Source organism: Pseudoalteromonas sp. PPB1 (assembly GCF_015356275.1).
GTDB classification, from domain to species: Bacteria; Pseudomonadota; Gammaproteobacteria; order Enterobacterales; family Alteromonadaceae; genus Pseudoalteromonas; species Pseudoalteromonas rubra_D.
In genome coordinates, this window is sequence record NZ_JACEQV010000012.1 from 31,127 (window position 1) to 45,699 (window position 14,573).

At 45.9% G+C, this 14,573-nt stretch carries 13 protein-coding genes; 8 read left to right on the forward strand and 5 right to left on the reverse strand.

The features are described 5' to 3' along the window. Positions 1-94: 94 nt before the first annotated feature. Entirely contained in the window at positions 95-682 is a 588-nt protein-coding gene (locus tag IY568_RS13420; RefSeq protein WP_138538791.1) for an MlaC/ttg2D family ABC transporter substrate-binding protein, read from the forward strand. Positions 683-721: 39 nt separating this feature from the next. Here the strand turns inward: IY568_RS13420 and IY568_RS13425 are convergent, their stop codons facing one another. Next, positions 722-1,528, reverse strand: coding sequence for a DUF2989 domain-containing protein (locus tag IY568_RS13425; RefSeq protein WP_125561513.1), 807 nt, complete (start codon positions 1,526-1,528; stop codon positions 722-724). Between the two features lie 333 nt (positions 1,529-1,861). On the opposite strand from IY568_RS13425, the gene IY568_RS13430 reads away from it, so the two are divergent. The 6 genes from IY568_RS13430 (at position 1,862) to IY568_RS13455 (ending at position 9,934) form a co-directional block, all read left to right on the forward strand. Continuing rightward, positions 1,862-3,307 (forward strand): glyceraldehyde-3-phosphate dehydrogenase, encoded by a 1,446-nt coding sequence (locus IY568_RS13430; RefSeq protein ID WP_125561511.1) that lies wholly within the window; start codon positions 1,862-1,864, stop codon positions 3,305-3,307. 212 nt (positions 3,308-3,519) lie between these two features. Continuing rightward, complete coding sequence (locus IY568_RS13435) at positions 3,520-4,647, forward strand: M14-type cytosolic carboxypeptidase (RefSeq protein ID WP_138538793.1); 1,128 nt, start codon at positions 3,520-3,522, stop codon at positions 4,645-4,647. A 66-nt stretch (positions 4,648-4,713) separates the two neighbouring features. Continuing rightward, a complete protein-coding gene (locus tag IY568_RS13440) occupies positions 4,714-6,447 on the forward strand; it encodes an alanine/glycine:cation symporter family protein (RefSeq protein WP_125561507.1) in 1,734 nt (577 codons plus the stop codon). A 202-nt stretch (positions 6,448-6,649) separates the two neighbouring features. Then, a complete protein-coding gene (locus IY568_RS13445) occupies positions 6,650-6,976 on the forward strand; it encodes a hypothetical protein (protein ID WP_125561505.1) in 327 nt (108 codons plus the stop codon). A gap of 2 nt (positions 6,977-6,978) precedes the next feature. Next, positions 6,979-7,260: a YeaC family protein gene (locus IY568_RS13450; protein WP_125561503.1), complete on the forward strand. Its 282-nt coding sequence runs from the start codon at positions 6,979-6,981 to the stop codon at positions 7,258-7,260. Continuing rightward, the gene (locus IY568_RS13455; protein ID WP_194867856.1) at positions 7,250-9,934 is read left to right on the forward strand and encodes a DUF349 domain-containing protein; all 2,685 of its coding nucleotides are present in this window, start codon (positions 7,250-7,252) and stop codon (positions 9,932-9,934) included. Before IY568_RS13450 ends, IY568_RS13455 begins: the two co-directional genes overlap by 11 nt. A 58-nt stretch (positions 9,935-9,992) precedes the next feature. On the opposite strand, the gene IY568_RS13460 is transcribed toward IY568_RS13455, so the two are convergent. Then, positions 9,993-10,889 carry a TIGR01777 family oxidoreductase gene (locus IY568_RS13460; RefSeq protein WP_194867857.1) on the reverse strand — a complete coding sequence of 299 codons (897 nt, stop codon included), beginning with the start codon at positions 10,887-10,889 and terminating at the stop codon, positions 9,993-9,995. Between the two features lie 204 nt (positions 10,890-11,093). Between IY568_RS13460 and IY568_RS13465 the strand changes: the two genes are divergently transcribed. Beyond that, positions 11,094-12,128 (forward strand): AI-2E family transporter, encoded by a 1,035-nt coding sequence (locus IY568_RS13465; RefSeq protein WP_010385498.1) that lies wholly within the window; start codon positions 11,094-11,096, stop codon positions 12,126-12,128. A gap of 29 nt (positions 12,129-12,157) precedes the next feature. On the opposite strand, the gene IY568_RS13470 is transcribed toward IY568_RS13465, so the two are convergent. The 3 genes from IY568_RS13470 to IY568_RS13480 are packed head-to-tail and all read right to left on the reverse strand — an operon-like array spanning position 12,158 to position 14,572. Further along, positions 12,158-12,583 carry a hypothetical protein gene (locus IY568_RS13470; RefSeq protein WP_125561496.1) on the reverse strand — a complete coding sequence of 142 codons (426 nt, stop codon included), beginning with the start codon at positions 12,581-12,583 and terminating at the stop codon, positions 12,158-12,160. Then, positions 12,567-13,904: an ATP-binding protein gene (locus IY568_RS13475; RefSeq protein ID WP_125561494.1), complete on the reverse strand. Its 1,338-nt coding sequence runs from the start codon at positions 13,902-13,904 to the stop codon at positions 12,567-12,569. The genes IY568_RS13470 and IY568_RS13475 overlap by 17 nt, the downstream gene beginning before the upstream one ends. Then, the gene (locus IY568_RS13480; protein ID WP_125561491.1) at positions 13,898-14,572 is read right to left on the reverse strand and encodes a response regulator transcription factor; all 675 of its coding nucleotides are present in this window, start codon (positions 14,570-14,572) and stop codon (positions 13,898-13,900) included. Before IY568_RS13480 ends, IY568_RS13475 begins: the two co-directional genes overlap by 7 nt. Position 14,573 lies beyond the last annotated feature (1 nt).

Here is a 14,573-nt window from a genome sequence, read left to right on the forward strand (position 1 = left end):
TTAGCGTTACATTATTAATCTCGCACCATCCGACCCCCATAGCTCTGGCGGGGCTGGACCAGGACGTCATTTTTTCAAGTATCGAGGAACGAACGTGAACAAATTAATTGCTGGACTTTTTCTGTTGCTGTTTTCATCACTGACTCTGGCATCAAAACCACCGTTAGAGTTAATCCATGAAGTAGGTGACTCACTATTTTCTGACATTAAAGCCGTTAATCAGGATGGCAATGCCAGCCCTTTGGAAATGCGTCAGATCGTTAAGGCACATCTGATGTCACACATTGATATTCGCTTTGTGTCTTACAAGTTATTGGGTAAGCATATAAAAGGGTTAACCAAACCGCAGGCGCTGGCGTTTATTGCTGCTGTTGAGCATTATCTTGAAGTGAGCTACGCCAGTGCACTGATGCAATATAAAGGACAGCAAGTGACGTTCGAAGCCCTGCCCACTGACAGCAAAAGTAAATATGCTACGGTCAAAGCTGTGGTGAGACAGCCTTCAGGTCCGGACATCGACATCCACTTTAAGTTTCGCAAAAGTAGCAAAGGTGAATGGCGCGTATACGATCTGGTCGCAGAGGGGATCTCCCTGTTAAGTGCTAAGCAAAAAGAAATTTCTGTACGGATCTCTGAGGTGGGGTTAGCGCAGGTAACGGCGGAGCTTAATGCTAAAAGCTAATCAAAGTGGCCCGTATAGGCCACTTTGTTAAGATACAGATTAAAAGTTTCTCGGGGAGAGGAATTCTCCATTACTGATTTCTTCCCAGGTTTTTGTAGCCAGCGTATCCAGTGCACCTAAGTCTTTACCACTGGCAGAAAGTTTATGTTCCACAGGCAGAATATCAATATTCTCAAAGCCAGATAGCTGCGCCACCCGGGCAAATGTATAAGCATGCTTATATTTTTGTTGTTTGTAAAAAATACTGACCAGGCTCGCGAATACTTCCGGGTCTGGGGTTTCGCCCGCTTTATTCAGTTCCAATACACGATATAAAATGTCTATGGTCTTGTCGTCATCAATCTTGGCATAGAAGGTTGCCAAAAAGAGTTGTATCTCCCGATCACTTTTTACATGTTCCTGATCCTGCATATTAAGTAGCTTGTTTAATGCCATGCGGTTGTTGCGTCGGGACCAGTGATAGTAAAGTAAGCCCGGATGTTCAGTATTAATCGTGTCCTGATAGATGCGCGTCATTTCTTTCAGGCTGGTGAGATGGCCTTCAACCCGTGATGTGGTTTTTTCTTTTAGTTTGATGTGTTCAATTTGTGCGGCGAGCGAAACACACTCATTATACTGTTCAAAATCTTTTAGCAGCGTGTATTTATTCTCGTCAGTTGGCGCTTTGTATTCGCGGTAACGTGAGAATATGACTGATGCACGCTCTTCTTTGCAATGACTGTCTTTATTGAGATCTGCGCAAAACCCCGGTGTATCCGAGCAAATTTTACTCAGCGTTATCGTGTCATCGCAGCCACTGAGCAGCGCTGTTGTGATACACAGGCTTGATATTAGCCACCACCTCATTGTTATCCGTACTCCAAGTCTTTGTTGTTGCTTGCGTATAGTACCAATTTCGACAATTCTGGACACCCTTTATTTAGGTCAAGTGTAGCAAGGGATCACGCGCCTGGCAGATTAGCGCAGAATTTCTTGTGTCGTGTGGGTTCTGAACCTGAAAATCTGCGTTGAGATTAACTGTGCAGTTAATTTTACAGCAACAATTGTCAGTAAATGGTGGAGAATCCGAGCCAATTAAATTAAAATGTCGCTGCCTTGGGGCCTGTTGACTCTCAAATTATGCAATACATCAGGCTCGGTTAGGCTATCCGTTCAAAAATTGTTTATTAGGCAGAAAAAATGACCTTATCTCACGAGCAAGAATATCAAAACAGCTGGCAAGAACGTCAAGACTACGCAGAAAGCATGCAACCGATCATCGGTCGTTTGTATCGTAATCTGGGTGTAGAAATTGCGGTTTATGGCCGCCCTCTTGTTAACACCAGCACTATCGATGTTATTAAAGCCCATAAAACAGTCGCACGTTTTGAAGAAACTAAATTGCGTCTGCGCGAGAGCTTCCCATTCTTAGAAGCAATCAGCAAGATGGAACTGGCTCCAGGCCGTGTTGACTTAGGTAAACTAGCCTATGCATATATTTACAAGAACGCAGGCGAAGGCCGCTCAATTGAGGAATACCTCAATGCTGAGCTGTCTGCACTGCTAAATACAGGTAACCGTCCGGCCCCTCGCGACGTGGTACTGTATGGTTTTGGTCGTATTGGTCGTCTACTTGCTCGTCTATTGATTGAGCGCGGTGGCTCTCACGCTGATTTGCGTTTACGTGCAATTGTTGTGCGTGGTGGTCGCGATGGCGATCTTGAGAAGCGTGCAAGCTTGTTACGTCGTGATTCAATTCATGGTCCTTTCAACGGTTCAATTACTGTTGATCACGAAAAAGGCGCTATCAAAGCAAACGGTAACTACATTCAGATCATCTATGCTAACTCTCCGGAAGAAGTAGATTACACACAGTACGGCATTGAGAACGCACTAGTTGTAGATAACACGGGCGTGTGGAAAGACGAAGATGGTTTAGGTAAACACCTACAATCTAAAGGTGCGTCTAAAGTACTTCTGACTGCCCCTGCGAAAGGCGATATCAAGAACGTTGTATACGGTGTTAACAATGCTGACATTTTGTCTGAAGACAAAATTGTTTCTGCAGCAAGCTGTACAACAAACGCCATTACACCAGTATTGAAAGCGTTGAATGACAAGTTCGGTATTAAGAACGGTCACGTTGAAACGGTTCACTCTTACACCAATGACCAGAACCTGATCGACAACTACCACAAAGCTGAGCGTCGTGGTCGCAGTGCTGCACTGAACATGGTTATTACGTCTACTGGTGCTGCAAAAGCAGTTGCAAAAGCATTGCCAGAGCTGGCAGGTAAATTAACGGGCAATGCAATCCGTGTTCCTACGCCAAACGTTTCTATGGCTATTTTGAACCTGAACCTGAAAGCAGAAACGACCGCAGAAGAGCTAAACGAGTTCCTGCGTGACACATCTTTGCATTCAGAATTACGTGATCAAATTGATTACACAGCGTCAACTGAAATTGTATCAACTGACCTGGTTGGTAGCCGCTACGCTGGTGTGGTTGATTCACAAGCTACCATCGTTGACGGTGATCGTGTAGTACTTTACGTATGGTACGATAACGAGTTTGGCTACAGCTGTCAGGTTGTACGTGTAATGCGTGACATGGCTGAGGTAGAATTCCCAAGCCTGCCGCGTTAATTCTCGGTTTGTCTAAAAAAGCCAGCGATTGCTGGCTTTTTTTGTTTTTGTCTCGCACCAGGTGTGTTAGGCTTGCAGCTGATTTATTGCTACAAATCACTAACAAAAATCATCAAGGTTAAAACAAAGTTCCTTGACTATGTACTGCGCTGTTAAGTGCTTTGTACATAACACCTGGCGCAATGAGATGGTTTTTTTATTTAGGGTATATGATGAAGATCACCAGTAATTTTGACAGCGGAAATATCAAAGTGATTTCTGCTGAGGCTCCACTCGACATTCAGCTGGAAATTAACCACGACAACGAATCTGAATTCTTTCAATGGTTCCACTTTCGTCTCGAATCAACACCATTTGTAGAACACAAACTTCATATTAATAATCTGCAAAATTCAGCCTACCCAGAAGGGTGGGATGATTATCAGGCTGTTGCTTCCTATGACCGACAAACCTGGTTCCGGGTGCCGAGTACTTATCAGGATGGCCAGCTGGTTATCGACTTTGAACCTGAATGTCATCACACTTATTTTGCTTACTTTGCGCCGTATAGCTACGAGCGTCATTTGGATCTGGTTTACTGGGCCCAAAGTCATGATGCGTGCCGGGTTGAAACTCTAGGTGAAACACTAGACGGTCGTGACATCAGTTTATTGTGCATCGGTGAGCCGGGTGATGAAAAGAAAAAAATCTGGATCACAGCACGTCAGCACCCAGGCGAAACCATGGCTGAGTGGTTTGTAGAAGGTCTGTTACACAAACTACTGGATGATGAAGATCCGCATGCAGCAGCGCTGTTATCAAAAGCGGTGTTTTATATCGTGCCAAATATGAACCCGGATGGCAGTGTGCGTGGCCATTTGCGTACTAATGCGAAAGGCGTGAACTTGAACCGTGAATGGCAAACGCCATCACTTGAAAACTCGCCTGAAGTGTACCATGTCCTGAATAAGATGCATGAAACGGGGCTGGATTTGTACCTTGATATCCATGGTGATGAAGCGCTGCCATACAACTTCGTTGCAGGTAGTGAAGGGATCCCAAGTTATGATGCTCGTCTTGAGTCGTTGGAAGAGCAGTTTAAGCAAGCCTTATTAACTATCACTCCTGAGTTTCAGGATGAGTTTGGCTACCCTAAAGATGAGCCAGGTCAGGCTAATCTTACGGTGGCTTCTTGTGCGGTAGGTGAAGCCTTTAAAGCGCTTGCATACACCATTGAGATGCCATTTAAGGACAATGCTAATTTACCTGATCCGCATTATGGCTGGTCTGATCGCCGTTCATATCAGTTTGGTCAGGATACCTTAGCCGCCATCGTAAACGTGGTGGATAATCTGAGATAAACATCATCGCAGGCAACCTCATTGGTTGCCTGTCGCATATAATAACAACGAGAAAGAGGAAGAGTCGTGGACGCGTTAGGAAGTTTTCTGGATAGTCTGGATGCCTTGTTGGGGGGCTCCTGGTGGTTCCCTTATGTATTACTTGGGGTGGGTCTGTTTTTTACACTGTACTTAAAATTCCCACAGATCCGATATTTCAAGCATGCGTGCAAAATTGTTACGGGTAAATACGACAAGAAAGGACAGGAGGGGGACACCACGCATTTCCAGGCGTTGTCCACAGCCCTGTCAGGCACGGTAGGTACCGGTAATATCGGTGGTGTTGCACTGGCCATTTCAATTGGTGGTCCGGCAGCTTTATTCTGGATGTGGATGACCGCATTTTTCGGTATGACGACTAAGTTCGTTGAGGTAACCTTATCTCACAAATACCGTACTAAAGCAGAAGATGGCACTATGGCTGGTGGTCCCATGTACTATATGGATCGTCGCCTGAATATGAAGTGGCTTGCTGTATTGTTTGCCATTGCGACGGTTATCAGCTCGTTCGGTACGGGCAGTTTGCCGCAGATCAATAACATCGCGCAGGGTATGGAGGCAACCTTTAACATTCAGCCTATGGTCACCGGTGCGGTACTGTCTATCCTACTTGCCCTGGTTATCCTGGGTGGTATTAAGCGTATTGCTGCGATTACCTCTCGGGTTGTGCCTTTAATGGCTGCTGTATACATTATCGGTGCACTGGCGGTTATTCTTTATAACGCTGAAAACATCATCCCCTCTTTTTCTGCCGTGTTTGTTAATGCATTTAGTGGTTCGGCTGCGGTTGGTGGCTTCCTGGGTGCGTCTTTTGCCTATGCCTTTAACCGGGGTGTAAACCGTGGCTTATTCTCTAACGAAGCTGGTCAGGGGTCGGCACCGATTGCGCACGCCTCAGCCAAAGCTGATGAGCCAGTATCAGAGGGCATGGTGTCTATTTTGGAGCCTTTCATCGATACCATAGTGATTTGTACGCTGACAGGCTTGGTGATCTTGTCATCCGGTGTATGGACAGAAAAATTCGAAACCACTTTTGAGCGTTCGTCAATGACGATAGTTCAGGGCAACTATGTTGAATCAAACGACAGCGACCGGGAAGAGTTGTACAAATACCTCAATGGTATTGATGGTCACAGTGTTGAGGCCTACAACGGAAATATTCGGGTAGTCGAAGGGGTTGCTGTGAATAAAGACTTCACGGTGATCCATTCGCGCTCGATCGGTGAAGACATTCGTTTTGGCATCACCGATAAGCATCGTTACACAGGTACGGTTGAAGTCAACAAAGGCATGCTAGTTGATACCAGTATCAGTATTAAAGGTAAGTCTTTGGTGCACTCTGCTGAGCTTACAACGAAAGCGTTCACCCGTGGCTTTTTTGGTGACAGCGGTCAGTATATTGTTTCAATCGGTCTGTTGTTATTTGCGTTTTCCACAGCGATCGCCTGGTCATATTATGGTGACCGAGCTATGACTTATCTGCTGGGCTCTCGTTCTGTTATGCCGTATAGGGTGTTCTATGTCGCGGGCTTTTTCTGGGCATCATTTGCTGATACTACGTTGATCTGGAAGCTCGCAGCAGTTGGGATAGTAGTAATGACACTACCAAACTTGTTCGGGATTATGTTACTTCGTAAAGAAATGAAAGAGTCTATTGACGAGTACTGGGATAAGTTCGATAAAGAGCAACGTAGCTCGGAAGGAAATGTTGAGGTACAAAAAGACAATTCTATGCATTTCCAAAAAGACAAACCTGAATAAACCAAGTAGAATAGGGCGCCACATGGCGCCTTATTTTTTGGTCTTACTCTTTTAGAAGCAGTCATACCTTTTTGCGCTTATTTGTTGCTTGATATGCCAGCAGGCCTTTTGTTCAATCAAGATGACACTAAGCACACTGGGTTCAGCACTCTAAAGGTGACCGGCGTGTAAATGCTAGTTTTTCGTTAGGAGTCACTCGAGTATGGCGATTGCCCAATGCCCCAGTTGTAACAAGCCCATTTCTTCTATGCACAAAACCTGCCCACACTGTGATTTTGATCTTGCGAATATGGATGAAGAGTCTTTGCACAGAGAAACCGTTCGCAGGCGAATTAAGAAACAGCAGACCATCATGAATTATTCATTTCTGGCACTGATTTTGTTTCTGGGTGGGTTTTTATACTTATATTGGCAGCAGCCGGTAGAAGGGACATTAGAAATGCTGGCAGCCAAGAGCGCAATTGGCGTAGGCTTGGTTTGGTATTTGGTTAATCGGGTGATTTTAGTCGTACTGAAAAAGAAAAAGTGAACATGAATATAGACAGTTTAGTTAAAAATATTACTCCGGAACTTTATGAGCGATTGCAGTATGGCGCCGCGACCGGACGCTGGCCGGATGGCACACCACTGAGTGACGCACAAAAAGAACAAACCGTTCAGTTGGTCATGTTATATCAGGCAAAAGTCGCGAACAGCACTGAGCAGTTCACCATCAACAAAGAAGGTGAAATGGTGCAAAAGTCAAAACGTGAGTTACAACAAGAATTTAAAGCAGAAAATGAAATAGCCAGGTTTAGTGAAAATGATCTTTAAAAACCTTTTTACCCCTAAATGGAAGCACCCGAAAACACAGGTGCGATTAGCCGCAATCGATAAACTGGACATGAGCAAAGACGCTGAGGTGTTACAGACCTTGGCACTTGAAGATGACTCAAGTCAGATCAGAAAAAAAGTGCTGGATAAAATCAATGATTTGAGTCTTTGGTGGAAGGTATATAAGCAAGACCAGGAGTTGAAAGAACTGGCCGAGCAGCATATCTCTCAGGCAGTTTTATCCGGTTCACAGTCGCTGAGCAAGGCAATTCGTGATGAGTACATCGATCGTTACGCACCGGCAAAAACGCTGGAAAAGGTGGCTTTTAGTGATATTGCGAACGAGCAAAAAGCCAAGTTATTAAAGCGTCTTGCCAATGCCAAGCTGATTGAAAAGGCATTTAAAGAAGGCAACGAGGCACTCCAGAGCCTGTTATTGCCTTTGATTGCTCAGTATCAGCTAGAAAAAACCGTGCTAAAAGCCGCTAAGGGTGAGGCTTTTACTGCGCTTGAGCAGACCCTGGAACAACAGCGACTGAGCCAGGTTATGCCAGAGCAGGTCGCTCAGGAAGCAAAACTGGTCTTGGCCAAGCTCAACGCATTGCGTGACAAACAGGACTACCAGGTGGTTGCTAATCAGTCTGATGTACTACTTGCGCAATGGCAGGCGTTGGAAGTGCAGTGGCTAAGTGAAGAAGCCCAGCAGGTCAATCAGGAAAAATTCACCACTATCTCGGAAAAACTTGGTAAGCACCGTGACGCATTAAAGTTGGCGTTTGATCAAGCGCAGCAACAAGCTGAACAGGCTGCCAATAAAGCTAAAGCGATCGGTGAATTTGAGTCCGATTACCTGGCACTGGAGCAAGCTCTGTCAAGCGCCGTTGATGCCTTGAACTTGTCTGCTCAAGAAACTTTAGAAGCACAGTTATCGCAGCTTCAGAGCCGCTTAGAGGCTTCTCCTTATCAAGCTGATGCTCCGCTTCAGAGTCTACTTGGAAAGTTACGTGCATGTGCCAGACAACTTGAGAGTTTGCCTGAACTTGTCAGTGCGAAAGCGCAATTCGATGATGCGCTGAAAGCGCTGGCCGAGATAGCTCCGAGTGAAGCTCTTGAGCAGTTGGATGCCACTATGGCGCAACAAAAACAAGCCTACCAGCATGCTCAGACTCAGTTACGCCAGTTGCCGGGGGAGTTGAAAAAACAAGCTTCAGAGCAGCTTAAAGCTGTCAGTGGCCAATTTAATCAGAGCATGAAACCTCTGGTTGATGGGCAGGAAAAGCACCTTAAGGAAGCGCGCAAGAAGGCAAGAGACGTACAGCGACTGTTGGATCAGGGTCGTTTTAATGTCGCGTTCGGCGTATTTAATGGTTTCATTGAGAGCTATGACTTGCTGAGCGAAGGATATAAACAGCAACTGGCCAAACAGCATACGACTTTGAGTGAAGCGCTCGAAGAGCTCAAGGACTGGCAAAAATATGCGTCTCAGCCGAAGCGCGCTGAGTTGCTGCAACAGTTGGATGACATGCTCACAGAGCAAGAGATTGACCCTAAATCTCGTGCAGCGCAGGTAAAGTTATTACGCGTACGCTGGAATGAGCTGGGACGTGTAGAAAGCGATGAAGAAAAAGCGCAGGCTGCTCAGTTTGATGAGAAAATTGAGCTGCTATTTGCCCCGTGTCGTGCTTATTTTGCAGAGCAAGATGCACAGCGCAAAAAAGTCATCGAGCAGCGTGAGGCGCTGGTTGGTCAAATGACAGAGCTGATGAAGCAGGCGCAAACAGCAGAGCCTGATTGGCGCCAGGTTGAAAGCGCGTTTAACCGTATCAACAAGCAATGGCGTGGTGCAGGCAGCTTAGATGCAGCGACTTATCAGGCACTTAATACGCGTTATCGTCAAGCCTATACTCAGGTCAATGAGCTGTTAAAATCTCGCCACCAGGCCAATGCTCAGCTGAAGCAACAACTGGTGACAGAAGCACAGGCTCAACTTGAGTTGGAAGATGTCATGCAAGCTTGTGACACCTTGAAAAGCTTGCAAAAGCGCTGGCAGGAAATTGGCTTTGCTGGCACCAAGCAGGAACACACATTGTGGCAGGAGTTCAGAAAACACAATGATGCCGTGTTTGATAAACGTCAGGCGCAGCAAAATGCTGAGCGTGAACAAGCTCAGGCACAAGAAGCGCAGCAGCGTCAGTTATTGAGTGAGTTAGACAGTCAAATGATCGATGCTAAGACGCAGTCAGAGCTGCTGAGTGTAAAAGAAGCCATCATTGCAACAGACGTGCTTGGTCCTCTGAGAAAAACCAAACAGCAGCTTCTGGAGCAGGTAGAAGCCAAATTAAATGAACTTTTCTCAGCTCAGAGTCGTGAAAAGTTTAATGAACTGGTAGAAGCTGTGCGTGCGGGTGAGAGGCCATCGGATAACTGGTTAAGGGGCAATGACTCAGGGCTGTCTGCTGAGCAGTTGTTGCTGCGCCTTGAAATCATGACCAATAATGAGTCCCCGGACTCTTGTGCAAAGGCACGAATGACAGAGCAGGTTGCTTTGTTAGAAGCCAAGCTACAAGGTGGTGCTCAGTCGCTTGAGTATTATCTGACTTGTTACCTGTCACAGGTAGTCAGTGACAACGAGCAGGTTGAGCAGGCGCGCTTAATTAAGGTGTTAACCGCGTAATTGAACAGATAAAAAAAGCGCCGCTAGGCGCTTTTTTTATTTCTGAACCACACCAACATCAGTGAAACAATTGCTGAAGCGCTTCATCCAAGTTGGGGTAGCGAAAACGGTAATTTGCTTTAAGTGCCCGGCGGGGTAGTACGCGCTGTCCGTATATTAGTAACTCAGACATTTCACCAAACAGTGCCTTGAGCACGAATTCTGGCATAGTAAACATGGCTGGACGTCTTAAAGTGATGGCCAGGCGTTCGGCAAACTCTTTGTTGGATACCGGGGCTGGCGCAGTTGCATTAAACACTCCGGATAGATCCTGATGTTTAATCAAAAATAAAATGAGCTGCACCATATCGTCAATATGGATCCAGGACATCATTTGTTCACCGCTGGCCATGGGTCCACCCATACCAAACCTAAAGGCAGGCAGCATTTTCTTCAGCGCACCGCCGTGCCTGGATAGCACCACTCCGGTTCTGATTATACAAACCCGGGTGGCTTCATTGTGGGCTGAGTTGGCCTTTGCTTCCCAGTCTTTGCACAATTGATGACTAAACTCCGGATAGGGGTCGTCGAAGTCTTCGCCCACCTTAACCGTTGCCGGCTGTCTGCCGTAGTAGCCAATGGCACTGCCTGAAATAAAGGTATGCGGTGGCGTGTCGCAATTGCGGATCCGCGCGCTGAGCGCTTCGGTCAGCAAAATGCGGCTGTCCATGATCCGGGCTTTTTGTTGCTCTGTCCAACGTTTGTCAGCAATGGGTTCACCTGCCAGATTGATAACCACATCCAGTTCATTGAAGTTGACCAAGTCTAGATCGTCAACGAGTTCAATTTTGCTGTCCAGCAAGCGCCGGGCTTTGGCAATATTGCGTGTCAATGCAATGATTTTATGTTTATTGAATAGAAACTTGCACAACTCTGACCCGATAAGCCCGGTGGCACCTGTAATTAATACCTTCATGTATAGTCCATTTTAATATTTTAGTGTTTATACTCAGCGTATTGCATTGTCGATCAATTTGTTAGTTCTTCGTGCTTTGATGCAAATTTCCGTTACAATGAAGTCGCCGGGCAATAATTAAATTAATGCGCTTATGGCAGCGACCCGGTGCCATCCCCCCCGCTTTTATAATGGGGTTTTGCAAAGTTAATGTAAGGAAAAGTCGTGTCTTCATTGTCTGGGATCACTAAAAGCTTAGTCGTTATTGCGTCATTGTTCATTGTTTTAGCCGGAATAAAACTGGCTAACGACATCGTTGTCCCTTTTGTTTTAGCAGCTTTTATCGCCATTATATGTAATCCACTTCTGAAGTTTTTTGCCAATTATCGTATTCCTAAAGGGCTGGCAATTGTCTTGATCATCATGATGGTCATGCTGATGGGTATGAGCCTGACAGGCTTGGTCGGCCAATCGTTAAATGACTTTTCGAGTCAATTACCGCAATACAGGGAAGCATTGCGCAGCAAGTTTATCTGGTTTGTTGATATGGCGGCCCAATATAATATCTTAATTGATAAACAACAGCTTATTGCGTTGTTTGACCCTGGTAAGATGATTGATGTGGCGACCAATATGCTGGCAGGGTTTGGCGGCGTGATGGCCAACATCTTTCTGATCCTGCTGACCGTGGTATTTATGCTTTTTGAAGCGCCCATGATCAGTACCAAGGTGCACCTTGCACTGGATGATCCGGATATGAAAATGAAGCAGATTGATCGCTTTTTGGACTCGATAAACAGCTATCTGGCTATTAAGACTTTGGTGTCATTGGCAACGGGGGTTCTTGCAGCGGTTTTTCTTTGGGTGCTGGATGTTGATTACTTTGTGCTCTGGGGTGTGTTTGCCTTTCTATTGAATTATATTCCCAATATAGGCTCAATTATTGCGGCGGTCCCTCCGGTGTTATTGGCGCTGGTGACACACAGCCCTATGGTCAGCGCGATTGTGGCAGCAGGGTATATCAGTATTAATACCATTATGGGAAATATTGTCGAGCCGCGCTTTATGGGCCGGGGACTTGGCCTGAGTACTTTGGTGGTGTTTTTGTCTTTAATCTTCTGGGGCTGGTTGTTAGGTACTGTGGGTATGCTGCTATCAGTGCCTTTAACTATGGTAGTTAAAATAGCCCTTGAAAACAGTGAAGATGGGCGTTGGCTTGCAACAATGCTAGGCGGTGAAGAGCAGCAAAATGCCAGATAATAATCGTTATCTGGCATTCAGAAGCAGGCCTATTGGATCATAAAGTCGGCCTGCAGCTCTTGTGTGTGTTGCTTGATAAACTCTATTTTACAGCGTTTGTATATCTTGGCTGCCATGGTGGCGTTAGGCATTTGCTTTAAGTAGCGCCAGCGACATGCGTCTTCCATGTATCTTTCCTGATTGATAAAGCTGCGCTGGATAATGGGCAGTAGTTGAGAGTTGCCGGTTTCTTTTTGCAGGTTTTCAGTGTCCATCACCAATTTAGTTACCCAGGTTTTTCTTTCACGTTCCAGCAACTCAATATTTCCATCCAGGCACATCAGGTAGCGCTTGGCTTTTTCAGGATGATCCGAATTGAGGTGCTCACATTGCTGTAAAGTCAGCCTGGCTGCTTGTGCAGACACGCTAAGCGTTAACAATGATAAGAAACACAGTGTTTTATTGGTTCTGTTCATAACTAAATTCTATTGTAAACTGGGCACCGCCCAGCTGGCTGTAATCTATGTCTATGCTTCCGTGATAGGAAGAGACGAGGTCGGATACAATGGCCATGCCAACACCGTGGCCATTTTCATAGGTATCCAGGCGCGTCCCACGTTGCAACAGGGTGCTTCTGTTCTGTTCAGGGATGCCTGGGCCATCGTCACTGATGATAAAACGCACGCCTTTGCTTTGATTATACTTCACGTTGATATCAACCTGCGACTGGCAGGCTTTACATGCATTGTCGATCAAATTACCTAAAATTTCCATCAGATCGGTTTTATCACCCAAAAATGCGGCCTCTTCTGGACACGCAGAACTAAACTTGATCTGCTTATCATGATAGACCTTGTTCATGGCATTGAGGATAGCACTGACCACAGGTTGCACCTGAGTTTGTTTTTTCCAGGTGTCCGATGCGCCCGATGCGGCACGTTTCAGCTGATGTTCAATCATGGCATTAATGCGATCAAGCTGCTCCTGAGCGTCGGCGTTTTCCGCCAGCGGACTTGATTTTAGTACCGCCAGAGGGGTTTTGAGTGCGTGAGCAAGGTCGCTCAGTGAAGCTCGGTAGCGTTCTTTCTGCCTTCTTTGCGAGTCCAGCAGTAAATTCAGGTCGGCTTTGATGGTATTGAGTTCAACAGGGTAGAGCCCACTAATTTTATCAATTTCGCCTGCCTCGACTGCTTTTATTTCTTTATCCAGCCTTTGCAGGGGCCTTGCACTCCAGATAAATCCCAGCGCCATGAGCGCCGCTATCATAATGCCCATTACCAACATCCAGTTGACCAGGGTATTACGAAACTGGGCCATTTGCGCAACCAAGGCAGAGTTTTTCTTCAGTAGTATAAATTTGGCCTGTTGTGAGTGACTGGCATTGCCCAGAATGACCGTCATACTGAGTTGCCAGTAGAGCTCCTGATTGTACTCAACCCGCTCGAATTCCGCCGCGCCGGCTTTACTTTGTGAAATGTCCGGTGTAACGGTTAGATTCATAGCCGACTCAGAGTGCCAAACCAGCGTATTCTGTTGATAAATAAGTGCATAGGTATCTGAATTAAGTCGATTTAATTCAGGTGCTAAAATACTGTTAGGCATCTCCATGGTCACGAAATCAACCTCAGATATAAGCGAGTAGAGATGGGCTTCCAGGGTTTTTTCTGTGGCGTCGACCAGGGTGGCGTAATAGGCACGGCCGATTGAGAAAAACAGTGCAGGCAGTGCAACGATAAGAACAAAGACAAGGATAAATCCTTGTCTTATTTTAAGAGAAATTTGAGCGCGATTTACCACTGGTTTTTAAACCTATAGCCTCGGCCTCTGAGTGTTTCAACGGGGTTAAGCGTACCGTCTGGATCTAGTTTTTTTCTCAGTCTGAGTACAAACACTTCGATTACATTTGAATCAAGATCAAAATCCTGGTCGTAAATATGTTCGGTCAACTCGGATTTTGAAATCACCTTGAGTGGATTGACCATCAGGTATTCCAGTACTTTGTATTCATACGCAGTGAGAGTGAGCTCTCTGTCTTCTACCCATACTTGCTGAGAACGCGTATGTATTTTTACCGGACCAATGCAGATCTCCGGGTTTGCTTGTCCGGCACTCCTTCGGATCAGGGCATTACAGCGGGCAATCAGCTCTTCTGTATGGAAGGGTTTGGTCAGATAGTCATCGGCACCGGCATCCAGCCCCTCGACTTTTTCCTGCCAGCGATCACGTGCAGTGAGGATCAAAATAGGTAACTTGATGCCTTTGGCGCGTGCCTGGCGAATGAGTTCTATACCATCCAGTTTAGGTAAGCCAAGGTCGACAACTGCTAAATCCAATGGATACTCAGTTAAGTGAAAAAGACCATTTTCTCCATCGTGACACAAGTCAACACTGTACTTCTCTTTTTCCAGCGCTGTACGCAGGTTTTCTGCCAGTTGTATATCATCTTCTATTACAAGAATTCGCATT

What these genes read in the sequence shown, in the direction of transcription:
- IY568_RS13450 (WP_125561503.1), top strand. Translation starts at nt 6,979, where the DNA reads ATGAATATAGACAGTTTAGTTAAAAATATTACTCCGGAACTTTATGAG.
- IY568_RS13445 (WP_125561505.1), top strand. Translation starts at nt 6,650, where the DNA reads ATGGCGATTGCCCAATGCCCCAGTTGTAACAAGCCCATTTCTTCTATG.
- IY568_RS13470 (WP_125561496.1), bottom strand. Translation starts at nt 12,583, where the DNA reads ATGAACAGAACCAATAAAACACTGTGTTTCTTATCATTGTTAACGCTT.
- IY568_RS13435 (WP_138538793.1), top strand. Translation starts at nt 3,520, where the DNA reads ATGAAGATCACCAGTAATTTTGACAGCGGAAATATCAAAGTGATTTCT.
- IY568_RS13460 (WP_194867857.1), bottom strand. Translation starts at nt 10,889, where the DNA reads ATGAAGGTATTAATTACAGGTGCCACCGGGCTTATCGGGTCAGAGTTG.
- IY568_RS13455 (WP_194867856.1), top strand. Translation starts at nt 7,250, where the DNA reads ATGATCTTTAAAAACCTTTTTACCCCTAAATGGAAGCACCCGAAAACA.
- IY568_RS13425 (WP_125561513.1), bottom strand. Translation starts at nt 1,528, where the DNA reads ATGAGGTGGTGGCTAATATCAAGCCTGTGTATCACAACAGCGCTGCTC.
- IY568_RS13480 (WP_125561491.1), bottom strand. Translation starts at nt 14,572, where the DNA reads ATGCGAATTCTTGTAATAGAAGATGATATACAACTGGCAGAAAACCTG.
- IY568_RS13430 (WP_125561511.1), top strand. Translation starts at nt 1,862, where the DNA reads ATGACCTTATCTCACGAGCAAGAATATCAAAACAGCTGGCAAGAACGT.